A 26,308-nucleotide genomic window follows, 5' to 3' on the forward strand; every position below is an offset into this window, starting at 1 on the left:
TGCCTCAGTTGAGAATCACCAGCGCCGGGTACTCATGCAACTGCGCCGAGGTGATGTGGGCCAGAGCGCGCAGGGTTTCCAGCGGCTGGTCGAGGCGGTAGTTGCCGGTGACCGCGACGTTCGCCAACTGTTGGTTGCTGTTGATGATCCACCCCGGGTAGTAGCGGCGCAATTCGGCCAGTACCTGGTTCAGCGGGCAGTTTTCGAACACCAGCCGGCCCTGGACCCAGGCCAGGTCTTTTTGCGCATCCAGACGCCCGCGCTGGCCAAAGCCATTGGGGCCGACGCTGATGCTGTCGCCGGCCGACAGGCGAATGCGCTGGTCGCTGCTGGCCTGCAGGTCGACATCGCCGCGTTGCACCCGCACCTGGGCTTCGCCGTTGAGGTAGCGCACGGCAAAGTCGGTGTCGCGCACACTGGCGCGCAGCGGCCCGGCTTGCAGCTCCAGGGGCGGTTGGGCGCCAGCGGGAATCTCGAAATAGGCCTCGCCCTGCAGCAGCCGGGCAACCTGGCGGTTGTCGCGCAGGTCGCTGGCAAAGGCCGAATTGGTGTTGAGCAACACCTTGGAGCCGTCGTCCAGTTGCAAGCGCTGGCGTTCACCGACCACGGTCAGGTGATCGGCCTGCAGGCGCACCGGCAGGTTGCCGACGGTGAAAATCCCCACCAGCAGCACAGCGGCTGCGGCCAGGGGCTTGTAGTGCGGGCGGATGCGTGAGCGCAGGCTGCGACGCTGCACCTGGTGCAGTTGCCCGGCTGCCTGGCGCAAGGGCGCGCCGTTCCAGATGGCCTCGGCCTCGACATAGGCGCGGGCATTGGCCGGGTCAGCCTCGAGCCAGGCTTCGAAGGCCTGGGTGTCTTCGGCGCTGGCACATTGCAGGCGGATCAGCCAGTCCAGGGCCTGGTCCATGGCCTGGTCACTGGCAGCTTGGCCAGGCGGCGCGGGGCGAGGAGGGGGACTGTCGGTCACGGGTGGGTCCTTGGCGGGGCTGACGCTTTTTGCGAATGATCCGGGGTATCCATGGGGATGGCAAGGTTTTAGCTGCGATCCACGACGGGCTGTTTACTTCAGCCGGTCGGCTACCCCTACACAGATGGCCATGATCAGTTTCAGTTCCTTCTGAACCGTGCTTGCCGACACGTTCAACTGTTCGGCGATTTCCAGGTAACTGGCGCCGTGCAGGCGGCTGAGGATGAAGATGCGTTGCTGGCGCTCGGTCAACTGGGCGAGGCTGACGCTCAGGCGCTTGAGCAGTTGTTCGGCGTGGGCGGCGTCTTCGGCGCTGCTGCTGGGGGCGGCGACGTTGTGCAGAATTTGCTCGGGCACGTCCTCGACCAGGTTGCGCGACTGCGCCCGGCGCGCGCGCAAGTGATCAAGGGCGAGGTTGCGCGCAGTCTGGAAAACGAAGGGTTCCAGGTGCTCGATGGGGCGTTCGCCAAGGGCACGGGTAACCCGCAGGTAAGTCTCCTGCAACAGGTCTTCGGCAGTGCTGGGGTTATCCACCATGCGCTGCAGGGTGCGCAGCAGGCTGACCCGCTGGGCGAGGAAAACGACGTTGAACTGGGACTGACTCACAGCGGTACCCGACCATGGCGTGGCGAATGATAATGCTTATCATCAACGCTTTGGTCAAGTACTGCCTCCTGCGAGGTTGTGATCCTAGCGGGCGTTGCACAGTGCCAGGCAGTTATCCAGCATGCGGTTGGAGAAGCCCCATTCGTTGTCGTACCAGGCCAGTACCTTGAGCATGCGCCCGTTGGCGCGGGTGTGGTTGGCGTCGAAAATCGACGACAGCGGGTTGTGGTTGAAGTCGCAGGACACCAGCGGCAGGCTGTTGTAGCCCAATACCTTGGAGTGCCGGCTGGCCTCCTTGAACAGCGCGTTGACGGCCTCGGCCGTGGCCTCGCGCTCAAGATTGACGGTAAGGTCGACCAGCGACACGTTGATCACCGGCACCCGCACGGCCATGCCGGTGAGCTTGCCGGCCAGTTCCGGCAGCACCAGGCCCACGGCTTCGGCGGCGCCGGTCTTGCTCGGGATCATCGACTGGGTTGCCGCCCGGGCGCGGTACGGGTCGCTGTGGTAAACGTCAGTGAGGCTCTGGTCGTTGGTATAGGCGTGGATGGTGGTCATCAGCCCCTGCTCGATGCCGAACTCGCGGTGCAGCACCTGGGCCAGCGGCGCCAGGCAGTTGGTGGTGCACGAAGCGCTGGAGATGATCTGGTGCGAAGGGCGCAGGATGTCATGGTTGACCCCGTACACCACGGTGGCATCCGCGCCCTTGGCCGGCGCCGAGATAATGACTTTGCCGGCCCCGGCAGTAAGATGGGCGGCGGCCTTGGCGCGTTCGGTGAATAACCCGGTGCATTCGAACACCACATCGATGGCTTCGGCTTTCCACGGCAATTCCGCCGGGTTGCGGATGGCGCTGACGGCGATGCGGTCGCCGTTGACGGTAATACTCTCGTGATCGGATTCAACCGTGGCAGCAAAGCTGCCGTGGACGCTGTCGTATTTGAGCAGATGGGCATTGATCGCGCTGTCGCCCAGGTCGTTGATGGCGACGACCTGCAGGTCCTGACGGTAGCCTTGGGTATAGAGTGCGCGAAGGATGTTGCGGCCGATGCGGCCAAAGCCATTGATTGCGATACGAAGGGTCATGGAGCTACCTCTGGCAGACCGGGTGAAGCCCGTGGCAATTGAAGTTTTGCTTCACTGCATCTGATTTTGTTGTTGGAATTACAAGATTATTCGTAAAAAAATAGAAAACAAGCCTTTTTGCTGGCAATATTTTATTCAATCTACAACGAGCGATCGGCCAAGCCGTCCCTCCCGCAACGCATCGCCCCTGCCCTTGAGCCTAGGTCGCGATCGTTGATAAGGGAAACCGCCGCAGAGGTCGCAACCACCGATAGCCTGGAGTCCAGTACATGCATCCGCGCATTCTTGAGGTCACCCAACGGCTGATCGCCCGCAGTCGCCCCACCCGTGAACGCTACCTTGAGCTGATTCGCGGGGCCGCCAGCGACGGGCCGATGCGCGCCAAGCTGCAATGCGCCAACTTCGCTCACGGTGTCGCCGGTTGTGGCAGCCAGGACAAAGACAGCCTGCGGATGATGAACGCGGCCAACGTCGCCATCGTCTCCGCCTACAACGACATGCTCTCGGCGCATCAGCCCTACGAGCATTACCCCGAACAGATCAAACAGGCGCTGCGCGAGATCGGCTCGGTCGGCCAGTTCGCCGGCGGCGTGCCGGCCATGTGCGACGGCGTCACCCAGGGTGAGCCGGGCATGGAGCTGGGCATCGCCAGCCGCGAAGTGATCGCCATGTCCACCGCCATTGCCCTGTCGCACAACATGTTCGACGCGGCGCTGATGCTCGGCATCTGCGACAAGATCGTCCCCGGCCTGCTGATGGGCGCGCTGCGCTTTGGCCACCTGCCGACCGTATTCGTCCCCGGTGGGCCGATGCCGTCAGGCATCTCCAACAAGGAGAAAGCCGATGTGCGCCAGCGCTACGCCGAAGGCAAGGCCAGCCGCGAAGAGCTGCTGGAATCGGAGATGAAGTCCTACCACAGCCCCGGCACCTGCACCTTCTACGGCACCGCCAACACCAACCAGCTGTTGATGGAAGTGATGGGCCTGCACCTGCCGGGCGCCTCCTTCGTCAACCCCTACACGCCGCTGCGCGACGCCCTCACTGTCGAGGCTGCGCAGCAAGTCACGCGCATGACCAAGGCCAGTGGCAGCTTCATGCCGCTGGGCGAGATCGTCGACGAGAAATCCCTGGTCAACTCCATCGTCGCCCTGCACGCCACCGGCGGCTCGACCAACCACACCCTGCACATGCCGGCGATTGCCCAGGCCGCCGGCATCCAGTTGACCTGGCAGGACATGGCGCAGCTTTCGGAAGTGGTGCCGACCCTGTCCCACGTCTATCCGAACGGCAAGGCCGATATCAACCACTTCCAGGCTGCCGGTGGCATGGCCTTCCTGATCCGCGAGCTGCTCGATGCCGGTTTGCTCCACGAAGACGTCAACACCGTCGCTGGCCACGGCCTGCGCCGCTACACCCGGGAGCCGTTCCTTGAGGCCGGCAAACTGGTCTGGCGCGAAGGCCCGCAGGCCAGCCTCGACGAGGCGATCCTGCGCCCGGTGGCCCGGGCGTTCTCGCCCGAAGGCGGTCTGCGGGTGATGGAAGGCAACCTCGGTCGCGGGGTGATGAAGGTGTCCGCCGTCGCCGCCGAGCACCAGGTGGTCGAAGCCCCGGCACTGGTGTTCCATGACCAGCAGGCACTGGCCGATGCCTTCCAGGCCGGCCAGCTTGAGCGCGATTTCGTCGCCGTGATGCGCTTCCAGGGCCCGCGCTGCAACGGCATGCCCGAGCTGCACAAGATGACCCCGTTCCTCGGTGTGCTGCAGGACCGGGGCTTCAAGGTCGCGCTGGTGACTGACGGGCGCATGTCCGGTGCTTCGGGGAAAATCCCCGCAGCCATTCACGTCTGCCCCGAAGCCTTCGACGGCGGCCCGCTGGCGCGCTTGCGTGACGGCGATATCGTCCGCGTCGATGGCGTCGCCGGCACCCTGACGGTGAAACTCAGTGCCGCAGAGCTGGCCGATCGTCAACTGCCCGCCGCGCCGACCGGCAACGACCTGGGTTGCGGCCGTGAGCTGTTCGGCTTCCTGCGGACCGCCCTGAGCCCGGCCGAGAAGGGCGCCAGCGCCTTCACCTCGGCGCTGGAGACGCTCAAATGAAGCGCGCACTGGTCGGCGATATCGGCGGCACCAATGCACGCTTTGCCCTTTGGCAAGACAACCGCATGCACGCGGTGCAGGTCTTTGCCACGGCCGACTACACCAGCCCGGAACAGGCCATCGGCGCTTATCTGGCCGCCCAGGGCCTGGCCCGCGGCGAGCTGGGCGCAGTGTGCCTGGCGGTGGCCGGGCCGGTCGATGGCGACGAGTTTCGCTTTACCAACAACCACTGGCGCCTCAGCCGCGAGGCGTTCTGCAACACCTTGCAGGTCGAGCGCTTGCTGTTGATCAACGATTTCACTGCCATGGCCCTGGGCATGACCCGCCTGCAGGCGGGCGAGTACCGCAGTGTCTGCCAAGGCGCGCCGGATCCAGGCCGCCCGGCGCTGGTGATCGGCCCGGGCACCGGCCTTGGCGTCGGCACTTTGCTGAGCCTGGGTGGCGAGCGCTGGATGGCGCTGCCGGGCGAGGGCGGGCATGTCGACCTGCCGGTGGGCAATGCCCGCGAAGTGCAGATACATCAGCAGATCGCCAACGAAATCGGCCATGTCAGCGCCGAGACCGTGCTCAGCGGCGGCGGCCTGTTGCGTTTGTACCAGGCCATCTGCGCCCTCGATGGCCAGCCTGCGCCATTGCAGAGCCCGGCGGCGATCACCGACGCGGCGCTGGCCGGTGAGCCGGTTGCCCTGGCGGTGATCGAGCAGTTCTGCCGGTTCCTTGGCCGGGTGGCGGGCAACAACGTGCTGACCCTTGGCGCGCGAGGCGGGGTGTTTATCGTCGGCGGCATCATTCCGCGCTTTGCCGAGCTGTTCCTGGCCAGCGGCTTTGCCGCCAGTTTTGCCGACAAGGGCTGCATGAGTGGCTACTTCAAGGATGTCCCGGTATGGTTGGTGACCGCCGAATTCTCCGGCTTGCTCGGGGCCGGCGTGGCGCTGCAACAAGCCGGTTGAGCGGTGGAGCAAGGAGTGATTCGTGAGCAAGTCGATACTGATGGTCGACGACGACCAGGACATCCGTGAACTGCTGCAGGCCTACCTGAGCCGCGCCGGTTTCAGCGTCCAGGCGGTGGCCGACGGCCGTGGCTTTCGCCAAGCCCTGGACGCCAGCGACTGCGACCTGGTGATCCTCGACGTGATGCTGCCCGACGAAGATGGCTTCAGCCTGTGTCGCTGGGTGCGCCAGCATCCGCGCCTGGCGCAGGTGCCGATCATCATGCTCACCGCCAGCTCCGACGAAGCCGACCGGGTGATCGGCCTGGAACTGGGCGCCGATGATTACCTGGGCAAACCCTTCAGCCCGCGCGAACTGCAGGCGCGGATCAAGGCGTTGCTGCGCCGTGCCGGTTTTGGCCAGGAGCGCAGTGGCGGTGACGTGCTGGCCTTCGATGACTGGCGCCTGGATACCATCAGCCACCGGCTGTTCCACCGTGACGGTGAAGAGGTGATTCTGTCCGGCGCCGATTTTGCCTTGCTCAAGCTGTTCCTCGATCACCCGCAACAGATCCTCGACCGCGACACCATTGGCAACGCCACCCGTGGCCGCGAGCCGATGCCGCTGGACCGCATCGTCGACATGGCGGTCAGCCGCCTGCGCCAGCGCCTGCGTGACACCGAAAAGCCGCCACGCTTGATTCGTACCGTGCGCGGCAGTGGTTACTTGCTGGCGGCCAATGTTGCGCCTGCGCACTGACGGGCGCTGGCGCCTGCCGCTGCCGCGCTCGCTGCTGGGGCGCATGCTGCTGTTGACCTTGCTGGTAGTGCTGCTGGCGCAAGCGCTCTCGAGCCTGATCTGGCTGTCGCAACTGCGCGCCAGCCAGATGCAAGGCCTGGTTGCCAGCGCCCGTAGCCTGGCCCATTCGATGAGTGCCAGCGTCAGCTATTTTCGTTCGCTGCCGGTCGCGTACCGGCCGATGGTGCTCGACCAATTGCGCAGCATGGGCGGCACCCGTTTCGTCGTGTCCCTCAACGATAAACCCCTGGACATGCAGGTACTGCCCGCCACGCCGCGCAAGGCCGCGGTGATCGATGCCGTCGGCGAGGTGCTGCACCAGCGCCTGGGGGCGCCGCTGGAAATTTCCATCCAGTTCGTCAGCCCGCAAGACCTGCGAATCTTCAACAGCGGCCTGAAACTCGATGAGCTGCCGCGCTCCTGGGCCCACTATGCGCTGACCCTGGAGCCGATCAACCCGCCAGTGCTGGTGACCCAGATCCACCTCGCCGAAGACGAATGGCTGTACATCGCATCGCTGTTGCCCGAGCCCTATACCAGTCTCGAAGAGCAGGGCCTGCCCAGCCAGCAGCTGTGGTTCATCGTCCTCACCAGTTCATTCCTGCTGCTGTTCATCGGCCTGCTGGTGCACTGGCAGAGCCGCCCGCTCAAGCGCCTGGCCCTGGCTGCGCGGGAGATGTCGCTGGGTGCTGACGTCGAGCCGGTGACCGAAGGCGGCGGCAGCGAAGTGGAGGAGGTGGGCCGCGCCTTCAACGCCATGCGCGAACGCATCAGCCGCTACCTGACCGAGCGCAGCCAGTTGTTCAGCGCCATCTCCCACGACCTGCGCACACCGATCACGCGCTTGCGCTTGCGGGTCGAGCTGCTCGACGACGAGCCGTTGCAGGCCAAGTTCGGCCGCGACCTCGATGAGCTGGAGATGCTGGTCAAGGGCGCGCTGCAGTGCGTGAAGGACACCGACATCCACGAGAACATCGAGCGAATCGACCTCAGTCAGGTGCTCGAATGCCTGGTCGAGCCGTACCTGGGCAGTGGCCAGATCACCCTCGAAGGCCGGGCCCTGGCGCCGTATCCGGGCAAGCCGCTGGCGCTCAAACGCTGCATCGGCAACCTGATCGACAACGCCTTGAAGTACGGCGAGCGCGCCCACCTGCGCATCATCGACAGCGACAGCGGCTTCGTCCTGCAGGTCGATGACGAAGGCCCGGGCGTGCCCGAGCAGCGCCAGGAGCAGGTGTTCGAGCCGCACTTTCGCCTGGCCGGGCAGCAGCAGGGCTATGGCCTGGGCCTGGGTATTGCGCGCAACATCGCCCACAGCCACGGCGGCGAGGTGAGCCTGCGCAACCTGCGTGAAGGGGGCCTGCGGGTGACCTTGAGCCTGCCGCGCAGCAATGACTGACACCCTCATTCAGGCGAATGTCACCAACTGGTGACATTCGCGCATCCCTTCGTTACCTGCAGCCCCCGTGCCGCTGGTTAGACTTCGATGCAAGCGCAAGCACCACGACTTGCACCTGCATAACAACAAGAAAAGGTTTCTCTCGATGAATGCGATCAATCGCCTCGCCGCTGTCATTTCCCTCGCCTCCTTGTTGCCCCTCAGTGCAATTGCCGCCAACGGTACCGTTGAAGTCACTCATTGGTGGACTTCCGGTGGTGAAGCCGCAGCGGTGAAAACCCTCAAGGAACAAGTCGAGAAAGACGGCTTCACCTGGAAGGACAACGCCGTCGCCGGTGGCGGTGGCGCCGCGGCCATGACCGTACTGAAAAGCCGCGCCGTGGCCGGCAACCCGCCGGGCGCCGCCCAGATCAAGGGGCCGGACATCCAGGAATGGGGTGCGCTGGGCCTGCTCACAGAACTCGACGATGTCGCCAAGGCCAACAACTGGGATGCCCTGCTGCCGAAGAAAGTCGCGCAGATCATGCAGTACGACGGCCACTATGTGGCGGTGCCGGTGAACATTCACCGGGTCAACTGGCTGTGGATCAACCCGCAGGTGTTCGACAAGGCCGGGGCCAAGGTGCCGACTACCCTCGATGAGCTGTTCGTTGCCGCCGACAAGCTCAAGGCGGCCGGTTTCATCCCGCTGGCCCATGGTGGTCAGCCGTGGCAGGACAGCACGGTCTTCGAAGACTTGGTGCTGAGCATTCTCGGGCCCAAGGGTTATCACCAAGCCTTTGTCGAACTGGATGAAAGCACCCTGACCGGCGAGAAGATGGTCGAGGTATTCAAGACCCTGCAACGCCTGGGCACCTACATGGACCCCAACCGCGCCGGGCGTGACTGGAACATTGCCGCCGCCGAGGTCATCAACGGCAAGGCCGGCATGCAGATCATGGGCGACTGGGCCAAGAGCGAATGGACCGCCGCCGGCAAGGTGGCGGGCAAGGACTACCAGTGCGTGGCCTTCCCCGGTACCCAGGGCAGCTTTGCCTACAACATCGACTCGCTGGCGATGTTCAAGCTCAAGAACGAGGACGACATCAAGGCCCAGAACGACCTGGCCAAGGTCGCCCTGGAGCCGCAGTTCCAGACCGTCTTCAACCAGAACAAGGGCTCCCTGCCGGTACGCCAGGACATGGACATGAGCCTGTTCGACGCCTGTACGCAAAAGTCGGCGGTGGACTTCAAGGAAGCGGAAAAAGGCGACGGCCTGCAACCGAGCATGGCCCACAACATGGCGACTTCGCTGGCGGTGCAGGGGGCGATCTTCGATGTCGTCACCAACTTCTTCAACGACCCCAAAGCCGACCCGGCGACAGCGGTCAAGCAGCTGAGTTCGGCGATCAAGTCGGCCAAGTGATGGTGTAGGCAACGACTCTGCGGGGCTTCATCGCTGGCAAGCCAGCTCCCACAGGGTCGGTGCATGCAGTCCATTGTGGGAGCTGGCTTGCCAGCGATGCGGTGCGCAGCGCCGCCCTTCAACCGAGACTTTCTGATGAGCACTGTTGCCACACTCAACAAGGCCTCACCCCTGGACGCCCTGCAGCGCTGGTTACCGAAACTGGTGCTGGCGCCAAGCATGCTGATCGTCCTGGTGGGCTTTTACGGCTACATCCTCTGGACCTTCGTCCTGTCCTTCACCAACTCAAGCTTCATGCCCAGCTACAAATGGGTGGGCCTTGCGCAGTACGCGCGGCTGATGGAGAACGACCGCTGGTGGGTGGCGAGCAAGAACCTGCTGCTGTTCGGCGGCATGTTCATCGCCATCAGCCTGGTGATCGGCGTGCTGCTGGCGGTGCTGCTCGACCAGCGCATCCGCCGCGAAGGGTTCATTCGTACCATTTACCTGTACCCCATGGCACTGTCGATGATCGTCACCGGCACCGCCTGGAAGTGGCTGCTCAACCCCGGCCTGGGCCTGGACAAGATGCTTCGCGACTGGGGCTGGGAAGGCTTTCGCCTGGACTGGCTGGTGGACCCCGACCGGGTCGTCTACTGCCTGGTGATCGCCGCCGTGTGGCAGGCCTCGGGCTTTGTCATGGCACTGTTCCTGGCCGGCCTGCGCGGCGTCGATCAGTCGATCATCCGCGCCGCGCAGGTCGATGGCGCGAGCCTGCCGAGCATCTACCTGCGTATCGTTTTACCGAGTTTGCGCCCGGTGTTTTTCAGCGCGCTGATGATCCTTGCGCACATCGCCATCAAGAGCTTCGACCTGGTCGCGGCGATGACCGCAGGCGGCCCGGGCTATGCCTCGGACCTGCCGGCGATGTTCATGTACTCCTTCACCTTCAGCCGCGGGCAGATGGGCATGGGCTCGGCCAGCGCGATCCTGATGCTCGGCGCGATCCTGTCGATCCTGGTGCCTTACCTGTATTCGGAACTGAGGAACAAGCGCCATGACTAGGTCCCTCGCTCCCCGCTCGTTGAGCTTCAGCCGCCTGGCGATTTACTCGACCCTGATCCTGGCCTGCGCGCTGTATCTGATCCCGCTGGTCGTGATGCTGCTGACCAGCTTCAAGTCGCCGGAGGACATCCGTACCGGCAACCTGCTGAGCTGGCCGGAGGTGATCACCGGCATCGGCTGGATCAAGGCCTGGGACACGGTCGGCGGCTACTTCTGGAACTCGGTGAAGATCACCGTGCCGGCGGTGGTGATCTCGACCCTGCTCGGCGCGTTGAACGGTTACGTGCTGTCGATGTGGCGCTTCCGGGGCTCGCAGCTGTTCTTCGGGTTGCTGTTGTTCGGCTGCTTCCTGCCGTTCCAGACCGTGCTGCTGCCCGCTTCGTTCACCCTCGGCAAGCTGGGCCTGGCCAGCACCACCAGCGGCCTGGTGCTGGTGCATATCGTCTACGGGCTGGCCTTTACCACGCTGTTTTTCCGCAACTACTACTGCAGCGTGCCGGAGGCGCTGGTGCGCGCGGCGCGGCTCGATGGCGCGGGGTTTTTCACCATCTTCGGGCGCATCCTGCTGCCGATGTCGGTGCCGATCATCATGGTCTGCCTGATCTGGCAGTTCACCCAGATCTGGAACGACTTTCTCTTCGGTGTGGTGTTCGCCAGCGGCGATGCGCAACCGATCACCGTGGCCCTGAACAACCTGGTCAACACCAGCACCGGGGTCAAGGAATACAACGTCGACATGGCGGCGGCGATGATCGCCGGGTTACCGACCCTGTTGGTCTATGTGCTGGCTGGCAAGTATTTCCTGCGCGGGCTCACGGCCGGCGCGGTCAAGGGGTAAACACAATGGCAACGCTTGAACTGCGCAACGTCAACAAGAGCTACGGCAGCGGCATGCCGGATACCCTGAAGAACATCGAGCTGTCGATCGACTCCGGCGAGTTCCTGATCCTGGTCGGGCCGTCCGGCTGTGGCAAGTCGACCCTGATGAACTGCATCGCCGGCCTTGAACAGATCAGCGGCGGGGCGATCCTGGTGGATGATGCCGACATCAGTGGCATGAGCCCCAAGGACCGCGACATCGCCATGGTGTTTCAGTCTTACGCGCTGTACCCGACCATGAACGTGCGCGACAACATCGCCTTCGGCCTGAAGATGCGCAAGATGCCCGCCGCCGCCATCGATGAAGAAGTGGCGCGGGTGGCCAAGCTGCTGCAGATCGAGCACCTGCTGGCACGCAAGCCCGGGCAACTGTCCGGCGGCCAGCAGCAGCGCGTGGCCATGGGCCGGGCGCTGGCGCGGCGGCCGAAGATCTACCTGTTCGACGAGCCGCTGTCCAACCTCGACGCCAAGCTGCGGGTGGAGATGCGCACCGAGATCAAGCTGATGCACCAGCGCCTGAAGACCACCACGGTGTACGTCACCCACGACCAGATCGAGGCCATGACCCTGGGCGACAAGGTGGCGGTGATGAAAGACGGGCTGATCCAGCAGTTCGGCACCCCGCAGCAGATTTACAACGACCCGGCCAACCTGTTCGTCGCAAGCTTCATCGGCTCGCCGCCGATGAACTTCATTCCCCTGCGCCTGCAGCGCAAGGACGGCCGCCTGCTGGCCCTGCTCGACAGTGGCCAGGCGCGTTGCGAGCTACCCTTGGGGTTCAATGTCGCGGGCCTGGAGGAGCGAGAAGTGATCCTCGGCATTCGTCCCGAACAGATCGCCCTGGCCCCGGCCCAGGCCAACGGCTTGCCGAGCATTCGTGCCGAAGTGCAGATCACCGAGCCCACCGGGCCGGACCTGCTGGTGTTCGTCACGCTCAACCAGACCAAAGTCTGCTGCCGCCTGGCCCCGGATGTGCCAACCCAGGTGGGTGACACCCTCAACCTGCAGTTCGACCCGGCGCGGGTGCTGCTGTTCGATGCCGCCACGGGTGAGCGCCTGGGTGTTGCCGCACCCGCGCAGACAAGTCAGGACAATGTCGCCCAATTCAAGGGCCGCTGAATTCGTTATAGAACGTAGAAACCCATCGAGAACAATAAAACGAGGAAACAAGGGATGGATCACTTCAAGCGTATCAAGCCGCTGGCGCCGCTGACCCTGCTGGCGGCCCTGGGCGTCAGTTGCGGGGCGCAGGCGGCCGGCGCCTTTGCCCCGGAGTCGAAATGGATGAGCGGCGACTGGGGCGGTACCCGCACCGAATTGCTGGAGAAGGGTTACGACTTCACCCTCGATTACGTCGGCGAGGTGGCCGGTAACCTCAATGGTGGCTACAACGACGACAAGACTGCCCGTTACAGCGACCAGTTCGCGCTCGGTGCGCACCTGGACCTGGAGAAGATCTTCGGCTGGCACGATGCCGAGTTCAAGCTGGCGATCACCGAGCGTAGCGGGCGCAACCTGTCCAACGACCGCATCAGCGACCCGCGCGCCGGCCAGTTCAGTTCGGTGCAGGAAGTCTGGGGCCGTGGCCAGACCTGGCGCCTGACGCAGATGTGGGTCAAACAGAAATATTTCGATGGCGCCCTGGATATCAAGGTCGGCCGTTTCGGTGAAGGCGAGGATTTCAACAGCTTCCCCTGCGACTTCCAGAACCTGGCGTTCTGCGGCTCGCAGGTGGGTAACTGGGTTGGCGGCATCTGGTACAACTGGCCGGTCAGCCAGTGGGCCATGCGGGTCAAGTACAACATCACCCCGGAGTTCTTCGCCCAGGTCGGCGTGTATGAGCAGAACCCCTCCAACCTTGAGACCGGCAATGGCTTCAAGCTCAGCGGCAGCGGCACCAAGGGCATGATCCTGCCGGTGGAGCTGGTCTGGTCGCCGCAGGTCAACGGCCTGCCGGGCGAGTACCGCCTGGGTTACTACTACAGCACGGCCAAGGCCGATGATGTCTACGACGACCTCAATGGCCAGCCCCAGGCATTGACCGGCGCCGCCTTCAAGTCGCATTCGAGCAAGCATGGCTGGTGGGTGGTTGCCCAACAGCAGGTCACTACGCACAACGGTGATGCCAACCGCGGCCTGAGCCTGTTCGCCAACTTCACCGTGCACGACAAGGCCACCAACGTGGTCGACAACTACCAGCAGGTGGGCATGGTCTACAAGGGCGCCTTCGATGGCCGGCCCAAGGATGACATCGGCTTTGGCGTGGCGCGCATCCACGTCAACGATGACGTGCAGGACAGGGCAAAACTGCTCAACCAGCAGAGCGGTATCGCGGATTACAACGACGCCGATTTCGTGCCGATCCAGAAGACTGAGTACAACGCCGAACTGTACTACGGCTTCCACGTTACCAACTGGCTGACCGTGCGGCCGAACCTGCAGTACATCAAGAGCCCGGGTGGGGTGGATGAGGTGGATAACGCGCTGGTCGCCGGGTTGAAGATTCAGTCGTCGTTCTGAGGCGATATGTTGTAAATTTACGCATATTGCGACCGCTGTGCGGTCGATCGCTGGCAAGCCAGCTCCCACATGGATTGCGCAGAACCTGTGGGAGCGGGCTTGACCCGCGATGAGGCCCTCACTAACAACAAGAGTTTCCCGCCATGCCAGAGCACCCGCTACAACGTTTCTTCACTTCGCAGAGGCCCAGGCCGACCTTCGAGTGGGAGCGTTACCAGCAGCGCGATGTGCTGATCATCGATCACCCGCAATGCCAGGCAGTATTCAGCCGTCAGGGCGCGCAGTTATTGCACTTCCAGCCCCAGGGCGAGCGCCCCTGGCTGTGGTGTGCGGCGCAGTGGCCGCAAGTCGGCGCCATCCGCGGCGGCGTGCCGGTGTGCTGGCCCTGGTACGGCCGACACCCCAGTGAAGACATGTGGCCGGCCCATGGCTGGGCGCGCCTGCTTGACTGGAAGCTGATCGACAGCAGCGAAGACGCAGACGGCGTGACCCTCAAGTGGCGCCTGCAACTGTGCGACTGGCAGGTCGACCTGCTGGCCAAACTGGGCAAGCGCATGGAGCTGCAACTGAGTACCGAGCACCAGGACAGCCAGCCTTGTCAGTTGAGTCATGCTCTGCTGGCCTACTGGCGTATTAGTGACGTTTCCGAGATAGCGCTGTCTGGGCTAGAAAACATTGAGGGTTACGACCGTTTGAACCGTCAGGCCTGCCGGCAGAAGGGCGCCTTGAAGGTCCATGGCGGTTGCCAGCGGGTATTCCCCAATGCGGCGACCCTGCAGTTGCACGACCCAGCCTGGCAGCGCCAGTTGTGCATCGATACCGGTGACAGCGAGGACACCGTGGTCTGGCACCCCGGCAGCCGGCCGTTGATGGGCGTCAGTGGCAGCGAAACCCTGGGCTTCGTCTGTGTCGAGGCGGCCAGCGGCAGCAGTGACAGCCTGAGCCTGGCGCCGGGTGAGCAAGCACACCTGCGGCTGCAGGCGCACTTGCTCAGTTGAGTTCGTCGTCGATCGGGTAGCGGCTGGCGTTGAGGCTTTCCTTGATCTTGCGCAGGTGCGGCTGGAAGTCGACGCCGCGGCGCAGAGTCATGCCGGTGGCCAGCACGTCGAGCACGGTCAGCTGGATGATCCGCGAAGTCATCGGCATATAGATGTCGGTGTCTTCGGGCAGCGGGATGTTCAGGCTCAGGCTGCTGGCCTTGGCCAGTGGCGAGTCGGCGGCCGTCAAGCCGAGTACCGAGGCGCCGTTTTCCCGGGCCAGGCGCGCGACTTCGACCAGCTCGCGGGTGCGCCCGGTGTAGGAGATGATCACGAACAGCTCGCCGGTGTGGGCCACCGAGGCCAGCATGCGTTGCATCAGCACATCGGCATGGGCCGACACTGCCAGGTTGAAACGGAAGAACTTGTGCTGGGCATCGAGTGCCACCGGCGCCGAGGCGCCGAGGCCAAAGAAGTGAATCTGCCGGGCCTGGATCAGCATGTCGACGGCGCGGCTGACCAGCTGTGGATCAAGTTGCTGGCAGGCACTGTCCAACGAGGCGATGGCGCTGCCGAAGATCTTTTGGGTGTAGGAGGCCGGGTCGTCATCGGCTTCCACCGCCCGGCTGACATAGGCGGCACCACTGGCCAGGCTCTGCGCCAGTTGCAACTTGAGCTCGGGGTAGCCGCTGACGCCGAACGAGCGGCAGAAGCGGTTGACCGTCGGCTCGCTGACCTTGGCGGCCTGGGCCAGGGCGGCGATGCTGAAGCGGGTGGCTTGCTGGGGGTTGAGCAGGATGACTTCGGCGACTTTGCGCTCAGCCTTGTTCAGCTCTTCGAGGCGGCCCTGGATCTGCTCCAGGAGGTTTCGCACGCGGTCCATGGGTGTTTTCCTTGGGTCGTTGAGACAGCCGGCTGGCGACAGCAGCGGGCTTTTGACACGGTGGCCTATCGTACTGATGGCATGGATGGCACACCACTTGAATCTGTCCATTGAGTAAAATGTTGTGGTTTTTACTACATTATTCCTTGAAAACTGCGATTGAAAACGGTATTTCTACGTCAACTTGATAAAAGAACCAACATCATGGCTTCGATCAGCGTTGAACCCTGCACCTTTGCCCTGTTTGGCGCCCTCGGCGACCTGGCCTTGCGCAAGCTGTTCCCGGCGCTCTACCAGCTCGACCGGGCCGGCCTGCTGCACGCCGATACCCGGGTGCTGGCCCTGGCTCGCGAGCCGGGCAGTGTCGCTGAGCACCTGGCGTCGATTGAGGTGCACCTGCAGGAGTTCGTGCCTGCCGGGCAAATAGAGGCGCCGGTTCTGCAGCGTTTTCTCGCCCGACTTAGCTACCTGCACGTGGATTTCCTCAAGGCCGAGGACTACCAGGCCCTGGCCGAGCAGGTCGGCAGCGACAGCCAACTGATCGCCTATTTCGCCACCCCGGCGGCGGTGTATGGCGGCATCTGCGAGAACCTCGACAAGGCCGGCCTTAGTGCCCGTACCCGGGTGGTGCTGGAAAAGCCCATCGGCCATGACCTGGAGTCCTCGCGGCGGGTCAATGACGCCGTGGCCCAGTACTTTCCGGAAAATCGCGTTTACCGCATCGACCATTACCTGGGCAAGGAGACGGTGCAGAACCTCATCGCCCTGCGCTTTGCCAACAGCCTGTTCGAAACCCAGTGGAACCAGAACTCGATCTCCCACGTGGAGATCACCGTTGCCGAAAAGGTCGGCATCGAAGGGCGCTGGGGCTATTTCGACAAGGCCGGGCAATTGCGCGACATGATCCAGAATCACCTGCTGCAGCTGCTTTGCCTGATTGCCATGGACCCGCCCAGTGACCTCTCTGCCGACAGCATCCGCGACGAGAAGGTCAAGGTGCTCAAGGCCCTGGCGCCGATCAAGGGCGAGGGCCTGAGCACCCAGGTGGTGCGCGGCCAGTACATTGCCGGCTACAGCGAAGGCAAGCCGGTGCCCGGCTACCTGGAAGAAGACAACGCCAACGCACAGAGCGACACCGAAACCTTCGTCGCCCTGCGCGCCGATATCCGCAACTGGCGCTGGGCCGGGGTGCCCTTCTATTTGCGCACCGGCAAGCGCATGCCGCAAAAGCTGTCGCAGATCGTCATCCACTTCAAGGAAACCCCGCACTACATCTTCGCCCCGGAACAGCGTTTGCAGATCGGCAACAAGCTGATCATCCGTCTGCAGCCGGACGAAGGCATCTCGCTGCGGGTGATGACCAAGGAGCAGGGCCTGGACAAAGGCATGCAGCTGCGTAGCGGGCCCTTGCAGCTGAATTTTTCCGACACCTGGCGTAGCGCGCGGATTCCCGATGCCTATGAACGGTTGTTGCTGGAAGTGATGCGCGGCAATCAGAACCTGTTTGTGCGCAAAGACGAAATCGAATACGCGTGGAAGTGGTGCGATCAGCTGATCGCCGGCTGGAAACAGTCGGGCGACGCGCCCAAGCCCTATGCCGCCGGCTCCTGGGGGCCGATGAGCTCGATTGCACTGATTACCCGCGATGGGAGGTCCTGGTATGGCGATATCTGAACTGCAACTGCCGGCAAACGTCGCGGCACATGAATTCACTGTCCCTGCGCTGTTGGCCGAAGGCTTGGCCAAGGATGTGGCTGCTCGCCTGAATGCGGCGATTGCCGACAAGGGCCAGGCTACCTTGGTCGTCTCCGGCGGCCGCAGCCCGGTGGCGTTCTTCGCCGCACTGCTCAAGCAGCCGCTGGACTGGTCGAAGGTACTGGTGACACTTGCCGATGAACGCTGGGTACCGGTGGAACATGCCGACAGCAATGCCGGCCTGCTCAAGCGCCATTTGTTGACCGGTCCTGCTGCCAAGGCGCGTTTCCTCAATCTCTACAATGCTGCTGCGAACCTTGAAGCGGCCGCATTGGAAGCCGACCAGGCCCTGGCCGAGCTTGCGGGTATCGACGTATTGGTGCTGGGCATGGGCGACGATGGCCATACCGCCTCGCTGTTCCCCAACAGCCCGAACCTTGCCGAAGGTCTTGATCCGAACAGCGCCCGCCGTTGTCTGCCGATGCTGGCGCCGAGCGTGCCGCATCAACGCCTGAGCATGACCTGCGCGCTGCTGGCGAGCGCCGGTTTTACCGCCTTGTCGGTGCAAGGTGCGGGCAAACTCGCTACCCTGCGCGCCGCACTGGCGGGCAATGACCTGGCCGAGATGCCGATTCGTGCCTTCTTACAAGACCCTCTGGATATTTACTGGTGCCCATGAGCCAAGGATCCGCCGTTATGACCACGCATGAACTGAAACAGCCGGGAGCTTCCATGGCCGACAAGATTGCCCGGATCGATCAGATCTGCACCCAGGCGCGCATTCTGCCGGTGATCACCATCGCCCGCGAAGAAGACATCCTGCCCCTGGCTGACGCCCTGGCAGCCGGCGGGATCAAGACCCTGGAAGTGACATTGCGCTCCTCCCATGGCCTCAAGGCCATCCAGGTCCTGCGCGAGCAGCGCCCGGAGTTGTGCATCGGTGCCGGTACAGTCCTGGACCGCACCATGTTTGCCGCCGTGCAAGCGGCCGGCGCCCAGTTCGTGGTCACCCCGGGCATCACCCAGGACTTGCTCGAGGCCGGCGTCGACAGCGACATCCCGCTGCTGCCAGGTATCAGCACGCCGTCGGAAATCATGATGGGCTATGCCCTCGGCTACCGGCGCTTCAAGCTGTTCCCGGCCGAAATCAGCGGCGGCGTGGCAGCGATCAAGGCCTATGGCGGCCCGTTCGGCGACGTGCGTTTCTGCCCCACCGGCGGGGTCAACCCGGGCAATGTGAAACAGTACATGGCCCTGGCCAATGTGATGTGCGTGGGTGGTACCTGGATGCTTGACAGCAGCTGGATCAACAACCGCGACTGGGCCCGTATCCAGGACTGCAGCGCCGAGGCCCTGGCACTGCTGGACTGAAACCGAATTCGTTGTGTGCTACACGGCTTTGAGGTGCGCTTGGTCGGCGCACCTTTTTTTTGCCGGTGATAGTTCGATGCAGCTGGCGTTGTAGGGAAGGGCGTCCGGCTGTCGCGATTGTCGACCGCGCCGTACGGTTAAGAGGCTGCACGACTTTTAACTGAGGTGCGTTATGCAAGAAGAAGTACATGAAGCCATCGGCTTCCCGCTTAAGAGCGGGTCGTACGAAATTGAACGCTATCTGATTGGCGATCGAAATTTCAATCGAGGCTGCTGGGTGAGCGGGCAGTCAATCTACGGCGAAGTCAGCTTCAAAGGGCGTAAATGGCCGACTATCAGCCGGCCGGTTTTTGCCTATCTGGCCTATGTTGATACGCGAGTGATACAGGCTACTGGCAATCAGAGCTTAGAAGTCAGCGCTGCTCAGGGGCATCACCTTTGGTTCTTCAAGGGCACGGCAAAAGACTGTTCTGTGGCGCCGGCGATTGATCAAGTCAATGCGTTTTCCAATCTTCAAACCGGGATGGATTCCGAGCAGGCCTGGGCACCTGCACGGCCGCACAAACAATCGTTACTCGTCCCGGGTAGTACGACCTATTTGGTTTATCAGGTAGCACTGGTCTATGCCCATCGGGTATTCGCTGCTGCTGACACTATCGGTGGCCTGTTCAGCTCCAATCATGCGTGCGTTGTGAGCACGGGTGGGAAAAACGACCTGATACTGCTTTCTTCGGTGGCAACCAGTCGGCTTTGTGCTCGCGAGCAGGTGCAAGGCGCGCAGCCACCTTTGTCCAGAGACGACCTGTTCAAACTGATACTGCTCGATAACTACTCCACGGCTGGCGATGCCCGCGCCTGGAGTTTTGATATGGACGCTCTTGTGGATCCACGAAAACGCTACTGATCAACAGGCGTACCTGGATATTACCGACGATAATCGTTTCGACAAGGAATTCACCGATGAATCAGCAACCGGAAATACGCAACTTGCCTTTCAAAGAGGGCGCCTACGAAATTGATCGCTACTTGTTTGCAGAAGGCGCATCCAATTATGGATGCTGGGTAAATGGCCTGACCGTGGAAGGGGACGTCAGCTACCTGGGCTCCTCTTGGAATGTTCAGACGCGACCCATCTTCGCCTACCTGGAATACCTCAGGCCGCTGGTTAACAAGCTCAGTGTCGAGCAGACGTTCAAAGTGACTACCCAGCAAGGGATGAGCAAAAGTTACGCAACCGCCGTCTCGAAAACCTACGGCGCCGGGATTAAGTTGGGGGCGATCAGGCTGGGGGCGGAGATTACTGAGTCCAGTGTCTACGGTGAGGCCTTTTCCGAGTCCAGCACTGACGAGTGTTCGTTGTCGGTTCCTGCCCATGCGACGAACTATGTATATCAAGTCAACATGGTCTATGCGCACAAGATGCTGGCGGGCGGTAGGTTTAAACAGGTGGCGGATAACAACCTCGTCGATCTGGTCGTTGATGAATATGATCGCGTGGTTCGAGAAGACCTGGTCTTTCTGACTTCGTTTGCTACGCAGAAAATTGTCATGTTGCCCAGCGACGAATCCATCAATCCCATCAGCTGGGAGCAGATCAAAAAAGCGGTCCTGTTTGAGGGCTACCAGCACTATAGCGAGCAGGGCGATATCGGTTTCTGGGGTTTCTGACTACCTCAAAGACTGATGGCCAGCATGCCGGTCACGCCTGAAATACGGGCAAGACCGGCATAGCACTTAGAAGCTGTCGCTGGTGCTGAAGCTGCCACCACCGCTGCTGCTGGAGGTGGAGAAGTCACTGGAGCTTGAGCTCGAACTCGAACTGCTGGAGCCGGAGCTCGACCAGCTGAATGACGAAGAGCTGCTCGACGAAGAACTGCGCGGCACCAGGCGTCGGCCACTTTGCAGCACGGTTTCCAGCGCGTGCAGGCTGAGGTCGCGGGTCATGTAGTCGGCCAGCAGGCGCTCGATGCTCAAGGTCGTGCTGTAGGTATAGTCGCTGTCCCGGTAATAGTCGGTGCGCAGCGCCCGCTCCAGTTCCTTGGCTCGCTCATAATTGTGCAGGGCGCGGTCGTGCTGTTCGCGCAGCTCCGGCAGGCGGTCCTGGACGTCACGCAGGCGCGGGTAAAGCTCCTTGAGCTGCGCGGCGATCTTGTCGTCGTTGCTGTCCGGGGTCTTTTGTACTTCGACCAGCAGTTGCTCGATGGTCTGCGCCTGCAGGCGTTCGGTGATGTTCTGGCGGATCCGCAGGTAATGCGGGTCCTGCTTGCCGGCAAAATTGGCCAGTTGCTGGTGCTGCTCGTTGGCCCGGGCTTTGGCGGCGACGATGTGCTTGTTCAGGGTGACGTCTTCGCGGCTCAGCGGGTCCATGCCTGCGGCTGTGCGCGCCTGGGCCAGGTGCTGGTCGACTGCCTCCTGCAACCCGGCTATCAGGCTCAGGCGCTCACCTTGCAGCTCTTCGTTGCGGGTCTGCATGGCCCGCAGGATCAGCTCGTTGTTGCGGTTGCTGGCAAAGTTGACGCGCTTGGCCAGCGTGTTGTCGAGCCAGCGGTGGAGAAAATTGTGGCGATACTGCTCAGTGCCATAGTCACGCTTGAGCAGGTGGTAGTAGATCGGGTTGGCGCTGTACGAAGGCAGCTTGTCGACGCACTCCTGGCGAATTTCCTGGTAGCCGGTATTGGCTTCACTGTTGGCCTCTTGCGCGGCCAGCAACTGCTCGCCCAGCTCACACCAGGCCGGTTCGAGTGCCAGCTGCTGCTTGACCTGGCGGTTGATGCTTTCAATCTGGCTGCGCACCGCGTGCTGGGCGGCCAGCGACTCGGCGATATCGGTTTCGAGCCGGGCAAGTTCGGCGCGCGATTGCGCTTCGGCGTCCTGGCGTGCCTGCAGTTGCTGCAGGGTGTCCTGATCGAGGGCCGGGCGATGTTCAAGCTTGAGTGTGGCGATGTTGCTCAGGCGGGTGAGAATGTCCTGTTCCAGGCGCGCTTCCTGACTGCTCAGGGCCGACAGCAACTGCTCGGCGCTACGCAGCAAGGCCTCGCAACTGCGAGCGTTCTGCGCCACGGTGCCGGTGAGGGTAGAAGGGGTCATGTGTTCACCAGTCCATGATCATGTCAGGGTTGCCCGTGGTGCGCTGGTTGAAGCGCAGGGTCAGCGAGTTGGCAGCCTTGCTGCCCATCATGCGGTTATCGACATGGCCATCGTCGAGCTTGTCCGCTTTGACCTTGAGGTATTCGGCCTGGCTGACGCGCACGGCGAACAAACGAGTCCAGCGCTGCTTGCCGGTTTCGGCGCTGGTAACCGGCACCTCGACGCTGATGCCACCTGCGTCGGTAGCCTCGACCACCAGGAACCAGCTCTTGCCCTTGTCGGTGTCTTCGCCGCGGTTGCAGCCGGCGGGGTCGTAGCAACGTTCGACCCCGGACTTGATCCCGGTGCGGTCGACGATCTGCACAGTCAATGGCACGGCGGCAAAGTCGAGCATCTGCTTGAGGTGCTCGAGCTGATAACGGGCCTGGGGGACGTTCTGCTCATGCAGGGCATTGTTGGCTTGTGCCAGCAGCGCTTGCAGTTGCGCGCGGTCACCGGCGGCCAGCGGCATCGCTTGCAGGCGCTGCTGCAACTGATCGCGCAGGGTGCTCTGTTCCAGCCAGTAGGCGATGCGCTCGATCTCAAGATCCAGTTTGGCCACTTGCTGGCTGGCCGCTTTGAGCGTATCGCCATCGTTAACCTGCAGCAGTTGCCGGTCAGCCGATTCGGCAAGCGCCTTGAGCGTGGGGAACGGCTTCAGGCCTTCGAGGTAGGCTGGCATCGCCAGCAGCCTGGCCAGGTTATCGCGCTGCGGGTAGATACCCTCCACCGTGGTAAAGGCTGCGCGGGCCGAGGAAACGGCCTTGCGGGCCTGTTCGATCTGCGCCTCATGCATCGTGACCAGGGTCTTGACGTTGTCGCGGTTGGCCTTGTTGACGAACTGCGGCACATCGCTGGCAAAACTCTGCTCCAGCGGCGGCAAGGTTTGCCGGACCTGATCGAGGATGCGGCTGACAGCGGCATCGGGCTGGGCCTGCGCCTTTTGCTGCCACTGCTTGAGCTGCTCGTGCTTGAGCTGGATGTCAGCGCGCACGTCTTCATCGTGGTGGCGCAGGTCGCGGGCGCTGTTTTCGATTTCGACGGTAATGCCGCTGTCATGGACAATACGTGTGCACTGGGTGATCAGCGCTGCGGCGATGATCGCCAAGACCAATTTGAACAGTTGGCTGCGCGCCATCGACGCCTTGCTCAGCAGCTTTTGCCGCCAGCTCAGCGGTGGTGCCTCGAACATCAGGCGGCGGGCGAAGAAGTCACGCACGCCTTGTTCGATCAAGGCCTCATCGAAAGCGATGTTGTGGCTTTGGTAATAGGTCCGGATGCGCGCCGCAACTTCCGCGCGGCGCTTGGGCAGGTCCAGGTGTTCCTGGACCTGCATCTGCTGGTGGCGCAATTCGTCGACGAACGCCATCGCTCCGAGCTGTTCGGAGAGTGGAATACTGCTCATCAGGCCGCCTTGCTGAGCAGTGCGGCGAACTTACGCTTGGAGTCCTCGACCGCAGCGGCGATGTCGCGCGATGCGTTGCTCGACTCGGCCCGGTAGGTTTCGGTCAGGCTGTGCATGTCGTTCTGGAACGACAGCGTGGCATCGGCCAGGGCGCGAACCGAATCGACCTTGATGGTCGAGCCGTAGCTGGCCTTGACCGCAGCTTCAAGTTGCTGGTTGCCGGTAGTGCCCAGGGCTTCGAGGCCCTTGCTGATGCCATCGGTGGTGGCATTGAGGGTATGAGTGGCTTCGGCCAGGCCGCTGTTGGCGGTGAACGAAACCGCAAGGCCGGTGAGCACCACCTCGTTGGTCGAGAAGAACGAGACCATGCGTTGGTACTGGCGCTCCTTGATCACGTGCACCTGGTTGATGCGGGCGAAGACCATCTCGGCGGTGTTGTAGCCGACCTTGAGGTCGTCGGCGATGTCCTTGACGATCTGGTAGCGCTTGTCTTCATCCTGCAGGGCGCGCACGGCTTCATCGCGGCGCAGCTCAAGGGCGGAGCGCTGGGCAGGCTCGGCCGACTCGGCTGCGGCGACTTGCTGGTTGGCTTCGTTAAGCTCGACCGTGCGCTGCTCCAGGGCCTGGCCGGCAATCGCCAGCACTTGCTGGGCCTCGACCTCGGCGGCTTTCATGGCCATGCGAAAATCCAGGTAGGACTCGAGGATCACCGTCTCGCGGCTGATCTGGTCGTTGGCCGACTTGCACACTTGCAGGTAGTTGTCGCGAATGTCGTTGAAGCGGCTGGGGATCGAGCCACGGCGTACATTCATCCACGCCAGCTTGAGTTTTTCCATGCTGTCCAGGCGCCCGTCGTCCATCCAGCCGGCCATGGCGGCGGCGTCTTCGCGGATCGAGGTAAAACTCTGGGTGATGTCCATGAAACGGGTGGAAATGTCCATGCCCTCGATCTGCTCGCGGACCATGCTGTTGAAGGCGGTGGCTTGCTGCAGCACGGCGGCGATCGAGGTGACCTTGCTGCTGTCGTATTGCGCCACACGGTCGAGCAGTACCAGTACGGGAGCGTCCTGGACCGGACGAACGAGGTTGATGCCGATGGTGCGCAGGCCGCTCAGTGCCCGCTCGAGGTAGTTGCTCATCGAGTGTCCTTTCATGATGTGCGCGCAGCGCAAGGTAAAGCGAGGAGGGGAGTATACCGGGGGTTGCCAGCAAGCTGACCGACGATTTTTATTGCACGCAAACGAAAGTGCCCGCCTCCGGAGGGAGGCGGGCACTCGGTTGCAGCTCAGTTCAGGGCTCAGGCCGCCTTGGCCGCCTGCTGGCTCAGCGAACGGTTCAGCGCACTGAACAGCGCCTTGAAGCTCGCGGTGGTGATGTTTTCATCGATACCCACGCCGTGCACCGGACGACCACCGGCCACGCGCAGTTCGATGTAGGCCGCGGCCTTGGCGTTGGTGCCGGCGCCGATGGCGTGCTCGTTGTAGTCCATGATCTCGACGGCGATCGGCAAGCCGGCCACCAGGGCTTCAAGGGCGCCGTTGCCCTTGCCGCGCCAGTGCAGGGTGGTTTCGCCTTCACCGGCAACTTCCACTTCCACCGCGCTGTGGCCGTTCTCTTCCTGCAGGCGATGGCTGACCAGCGCGTACGGCGCGTTGGCCTGCAGGTACTCGCGGTGCAACAGCGAGTGGATCTGCTGGGCGGTCATCTCCAGGCCCAGGCGGTCGGTTTCACCCTGAACCACCTGGCTGAACTCGATCTGCATGCGCCGTGGCAGGCTGATGCCGTATTCCTGTTCGAGCAGGTAGGTGATACCGCCTTTGCCCGACTGGCTGTTGACGCGAATCACTGCCTCGTAGCTGCGGCCGATGTCGGCCGGGTCGATCGGCAGGTACGGCACTTCCCACTTGGCATCGTCTTTCTGCTGGGTGAAGCCTTTGCGGATGGCGTCCTGGTGCGAGCCGGAGAACGCGGTGTGAACCAGGTCGCCGACATACGGATGACGCGGGTGCACCGGAATCTGGTTGCACTCCTCGACGACCTTGCGCACGCCGTCGATGTCGGAGAAATCCAGCTCGGGGTCGATGCCCTGGGTGTAGAGGTTCAATGCCAGGGTCACCAGGTCGACGTTGCCGGTACGCTCGCCGTTGCCGAACAGGCAGCCCTCGACACGGTCGGCGCCGGCCATCAGGCCCAGCTCGGTGGCGGCCACGCCAGTACCACGGTCGTTGTGGGTGTGCAGGCTGATGATCACACTGTCGCGGCGGTTGACGTTGCGGCCGAACCACTCGATCTGGTCGGCATAGATGTTCGGCGTCGAGACTTCGACGGTAGCCGGCAGGTTGAGGATGATCTTGTGCTCAGGGGTCGGGTTCCACACCTCGATCACGGCGTCGCAGACTTCCTTGGCGAACTCAAGCTCGGTGGCGCTGAAAGTCTCCGGCGAGTACTGGAAGGTCCACTGGGTTTGTGGCTGCTGGGCGGCATATTTGACGAACAGTTTAGCCGCGTTCACGGCGATGTCCTTGACGCCTTGCTTGTCCTGGTTGAAGACAATGCGGCGGAACGACGGGCTGGTGGCGTTGTACAGGTGGACGATGGCCTTTTTCGCCCCGCGCAGCGATTCGAAGGTGCGCGCGATCAGGTCTTCACGGGCCTGGGTCAGCACCTGGATGGTGGTGTCGTCCGGGATGTGGCCGTCTTCGATCAGGGTGCGAACGAAGTCGAAGTCGGTTTGCGAAGCAGATGGGAACGAGGCTTCGATTTCTTTCACGCCAACGCTGACCAGGGTCTTCCAGAAGCGCAGTTTCTTTGCCGCATCCATGGGCTCGATCAACGACTGGTTGCCATCACGCAGGTCCGAGCTGCACCAGATCGGCGCCTGGGTGATGGTCTTCGAAGGCCAGGTGCGGTCCGCCAGGTTGACGGTCGCGAAGGCGCTGTATTTTTTCGAAGGGTCTTTGAGCATGGTCATGAAAGCAATCCTTGAATGTGCGGCCTTGAAAGGGGCCCGCCGAACGAAAACGAGATGAAAAGGCGAGGCGACGCGATTCAGCTTGGTAGTCGTGCACTGACCAGGCAGAGGCTGCGGTGTTGACGAAGCAGGATGAGGGTCTGAAAGGTT

The 26,308-nt window shown here is 62.7% G+C and carries 23 protein-coding genes; 15 read left to right on the forward strand and 8 right to left on the reverse strand.

Annotated elements, in window-relative coordinates:
- Positions 1-4: 4 nt before the first annotated feature.
- From UB48_RS09995 to gap, 3 genes are all read right to left on the reverse strand, one after another.
- Positions 5-967, reverse strand: a complete 963-nt coding sequence (locus tag UB48_RS09995) for a FecR domain-containing protein (protein WP_045196429.1) — start codon at positions 965-967, stop codon at positions 5-7.
- Positions 968-1,060: 93 nt separating this feature from the next.
- Entirely contained in the window at positions 1,061-1,573 is a 513-nt protein-coding gene (locus UB48_RS10000) for an RNA polymerase sigma factor (protein ID WP_045196431.1), read from the reverse strand.
- 84 nt (positions 1,574-1,657) lie between these two features.
- A complete protein-coding gene (gene gap / locus UB48_RS10005) occupies positions 1,658-2,659 on the reverse strand; it encodes a type I glyceraldehyde-3-phosphate dehydrogenase (protein WP_045196433.1) in 1,002 nt (333 codons plus the stop codon).
- A gap of 269 nt (positions 2,660-2,928) precedes the next feature.
- Between gap and edd the strand changes: the two genes are divergently transcribed.
- From edd to UB48_RS10055, 10 genes are all read left to right on the forward strand, one after another.
- Positions 2,929-4,755 (forward strand): phosphogluconate dehydratase, encoded by a 1,827-nt coding sequence (edd, locus tag UB48_RS10010; RefSeq protein WP_045196435.1) that lies wholly within the window; start codon positions 2,929-2,931, stop codon positions 4,753-4,755.
- On the forward strand, positions 4,752-5,705 hold the full coding sequence (locus UB48_RS10015; protein ID WP_045196437.1) for a glucokinase: 954 nt from the start codon (positions 4,752-4,754) through the stop codon (positions 5,703-5,705). The genes edd and UB48_RS10015 overlap by 4 nt, the downstream gene beginning before the upstream one ends.
- Before the next feature lie 40 nt (positions 5,706-5,745).
- Complete coding sequence (locus UB48_RS10020; protein ID WP_045196602.1) at positions 5,746-6,444, forward strand: response regulator; 699 nt, start codon at positions 5,746-5,748, stop codon at positions 6,442-6,444.
- Positions 6,425-7,882, forward strand: coding sequence for an ATP-binding protein (locus UB48_RS10025; RefSeq protein WP_045196439.1), 1,458 nt, complete (start codon positions 6,425-6,427; stop codon positions 7,880-7,882). The genes UB48_RS10020 and UB48_RS10025 overlap by 20 nt, the downstream gene beginning before the upstream one ends.
- A gap of 145 nt (positions 7,883-8,027) precedes the next feature.
- Positions 8,028-9,287 carry an ABC transporter substrate-binding protein gene (locus UB48_RS10030; protein WP_045196441.1) on the forward strand — a complete coding sequence of 420 codons (1,260 nt, stop codon included), beginning with the start codon at positions 8,028-8,030 and terminating at the stop codon, positions 9,285-9,287.
- Between the two features lie 135 nt (positions 9,288-9,422).
- Positions 9,423-10,331, forward strand: coding sequence for a carbohydrate ABC transporter permease (locus UB48_RS10035; RefSeq protein WP_045196443.1), 909 nt, complete (start codon positions 9,423-9,425; stop codon positions 10,329-10,331).
- Positions 10,324-11,169 carry a carbohydrate ABC transporter permease gene (locus UB48_RS10040; protein WP_045196445.1) on the forward strand — a complete coding sequence of 282 codons (846 nt, stop codon included), beginning with the start codon at positions 10,324-10,326 and terminating at the stop codon, positions 11,167-11,169. The genes UB48_RS10035 and UB48_RS10040 overlap by 8 nt, the downstream gene beginning before the upstream one ends.
- A gap of 5 nt (positions 11,170-11,174) precedes the next feature.
- On the forward strand, positions 11,175-12,329 hold the full coding sequence (locus UB48_RS10045; RefSeq protein WP_045196447.1) for an ABC transporter ATP-binding protein: 1,155 nt from the start codon (positions 11,175-11,177) through the stop codon (positions 12,327-12,329).
- A 54-nt stretch (positions 12,330-12,383) separates the two neighbouring features.
- A complete protein-coding gene (locus tag UB48_RS10050; protein ID WP_045196449.1) occupies positions 12,384-13,730 on the forward strand; it encodes a carbohydrate porin in 1,347 nt (448 codons plus the stop codon).
- A 143-nt stretch (positions 13,731-13,873) separates the two neighbouring features.
- Complete coding sequence (locus tag UB48_RS10055; protein WP_045196451.1) at positions 13,874-14,728, forward strand: D-hexose-6-phosphate mutarotase; 855 nt, start codon at positions 13,874-13,876, stop codon at positions 14,726-14,728.
- Here UB48_RS10055 and hexR read toward each other — a convergent pair.
- A complete protein-coding gene (hexR, locus tag UB48_RS10060) occupies positions 14,721-15,581 on the reverse strand; it encodes a DNA-binding transcriptional regulator HexR (RefSeq protein ID WP_176794343.1) in 861 nt (286 codons plus the stop codon). The genes UB48_RS10055 and hexR overlap by 8 nt on opposite strands.
- A gap of 213 nt (positions 15,582-15,794) precedes the next feature.
- Here hexR and zwf point away from each other — a divergent pair, with 213 nt between their 5' ends.
- The 5 genes from zwf to UB48_RS10085 all read left to right on the forward strand — a co-directional run bounded on the left by zwf (position 15,795) and on the right by UB48_RS10085 (position 20,324).
- On the forward strand, positions 15,795-17,264 hold the full coding sequence (gene zwf, locus UB48_RS10065; protein WP_045196455.1) for a glucose-6-phosphate dehydrogenase: 1,470 nt from the start codon (positions 15,795-15,797) through the stop codon (positions 17,262-17,264).
- Positions 17,251-17,964 carry a 6-phosphogluconolactonase gene (gene pgl, locus UB48_RS10070; RefSeq protein WP_045196456.1) on the forward strand — a complete coding sequence of 238 codons (714 nt, stop codon included), beginning with the start codon at positions 17,251-17,253 and terminating at the stop codon, positions 17,962-17,964. Before zwf ends, pgl begins: the two co-directional genes overlap by 14 nt.
- 17 nt (positions 17,965-17,981) lie before the next feature.
- Complete coding sequence (locus UB48_RS10075) at positions 17,982-18,656, forward strand: bifunctional 4-hydroxy-2-oxoglutarate aldolase/2-dehydro-3-deoxy-phosphogluconate aldolase (RefSeq protein WP_045196457.1); 675 nt, start codon at positions 17,982-17,984, stop codon at positions 18,654-18,656.
- Between the two features lie 172 nt (positions 18,657-18,828).
- Positions 18,829-19,560 (forward strand): monalysin family beta-barrel pore-forming toxin, encoded by a 732-nt coding sequence (locus tag UB48_RS10080; RefSeq protein WP_045196458.1) that lies wholly within the window; start codon positions 18,829-18,831, stop codon positions 19,558-19,560.
- A gap of 56 nt (positions 19,561-19,616) precedes the next feature.
- Complete coding sequence (locus UB48_RS10085) at positions 19,617-20,324, forward strand: monalysin family beta-barrel pore-forming toxin (protein ID WP_045196460.1); 708 nt, start codon at positions 19,617-19,619, stop codon at positions 20,322-20,324.
- 66 nt (positions 20,325-20,390) lie between these two features.
- Here UB48_RS10085 and UB48_RS10090 read toward each other — a convergent pair whose 3' ends face one another.
- The 4 genes from UB48_RS10090 to leuA all read right to left on the reverse strand — a co-directional run bounded on the left by UB48_RS10090 (position 20,391) and on the right by leuA (position 26,158).
- Positions 20,391-21,743, reverse strand: a complete 1,353-nt coding sequence (locus UB48_RS10090; RefSeq protein WP_045196461.1) for a hypothetical protein — start codon at positions 21,741-21,743, stop codon at positions 20,391-20,393.
- Positions 21,744-21,747: 4 nt separating this feature from the next.
- Complete coding sequence (locus UB48_RS27085; RefSeq protein WP_052676507.1) at positions 21,748-23,187, reverse strand: DUF6384 family protein; 1,440 nt, start codon at positions 23,185-23,187, stop codon at positions 21,748-21,750.
- Positions 23,187-24,326 (reverse strand): hypothetical protein, encoded by a 1,140-nt coding sequence (locus tag UB48_RS10100; protein WP_045196463.1) that lies wholly within the window; start codon positions 24,324-24,326, stop codon positions 23,187-23,189. Before UB48_RS10100 ends, UB48_RS27085 begins: the two co-directional genes overlap by 1 nt.
- 158 nt (positions 24,327-24,484) lie before the next feature.
- The gene (gene leuA / locus UB48_RS10105; RefSeq protein ID WP_045196464.1) at positions 24,485-26,158 is read right to left on the reverse strand and encodes a 2-isopropylmalate synthase; all 1,674 of its coding nucleotides are present in this window, start codon (positions 26,156-26,158) and stop codon (positions 24,485-24,487) included.
- Between the last annotated feature and the right edge of the window lie 150 nt (positions 26,159-26,308).

This window comes from Pseudomonas sp. 2(2015) (genome assembly GCF_000955865.1).
Classification (GTDB): Bacteria; Pseudomonadota; Gammaproteobacteria; order Pseudomonadales; family Pseudomonadaceae; genus Aquipseudomonas.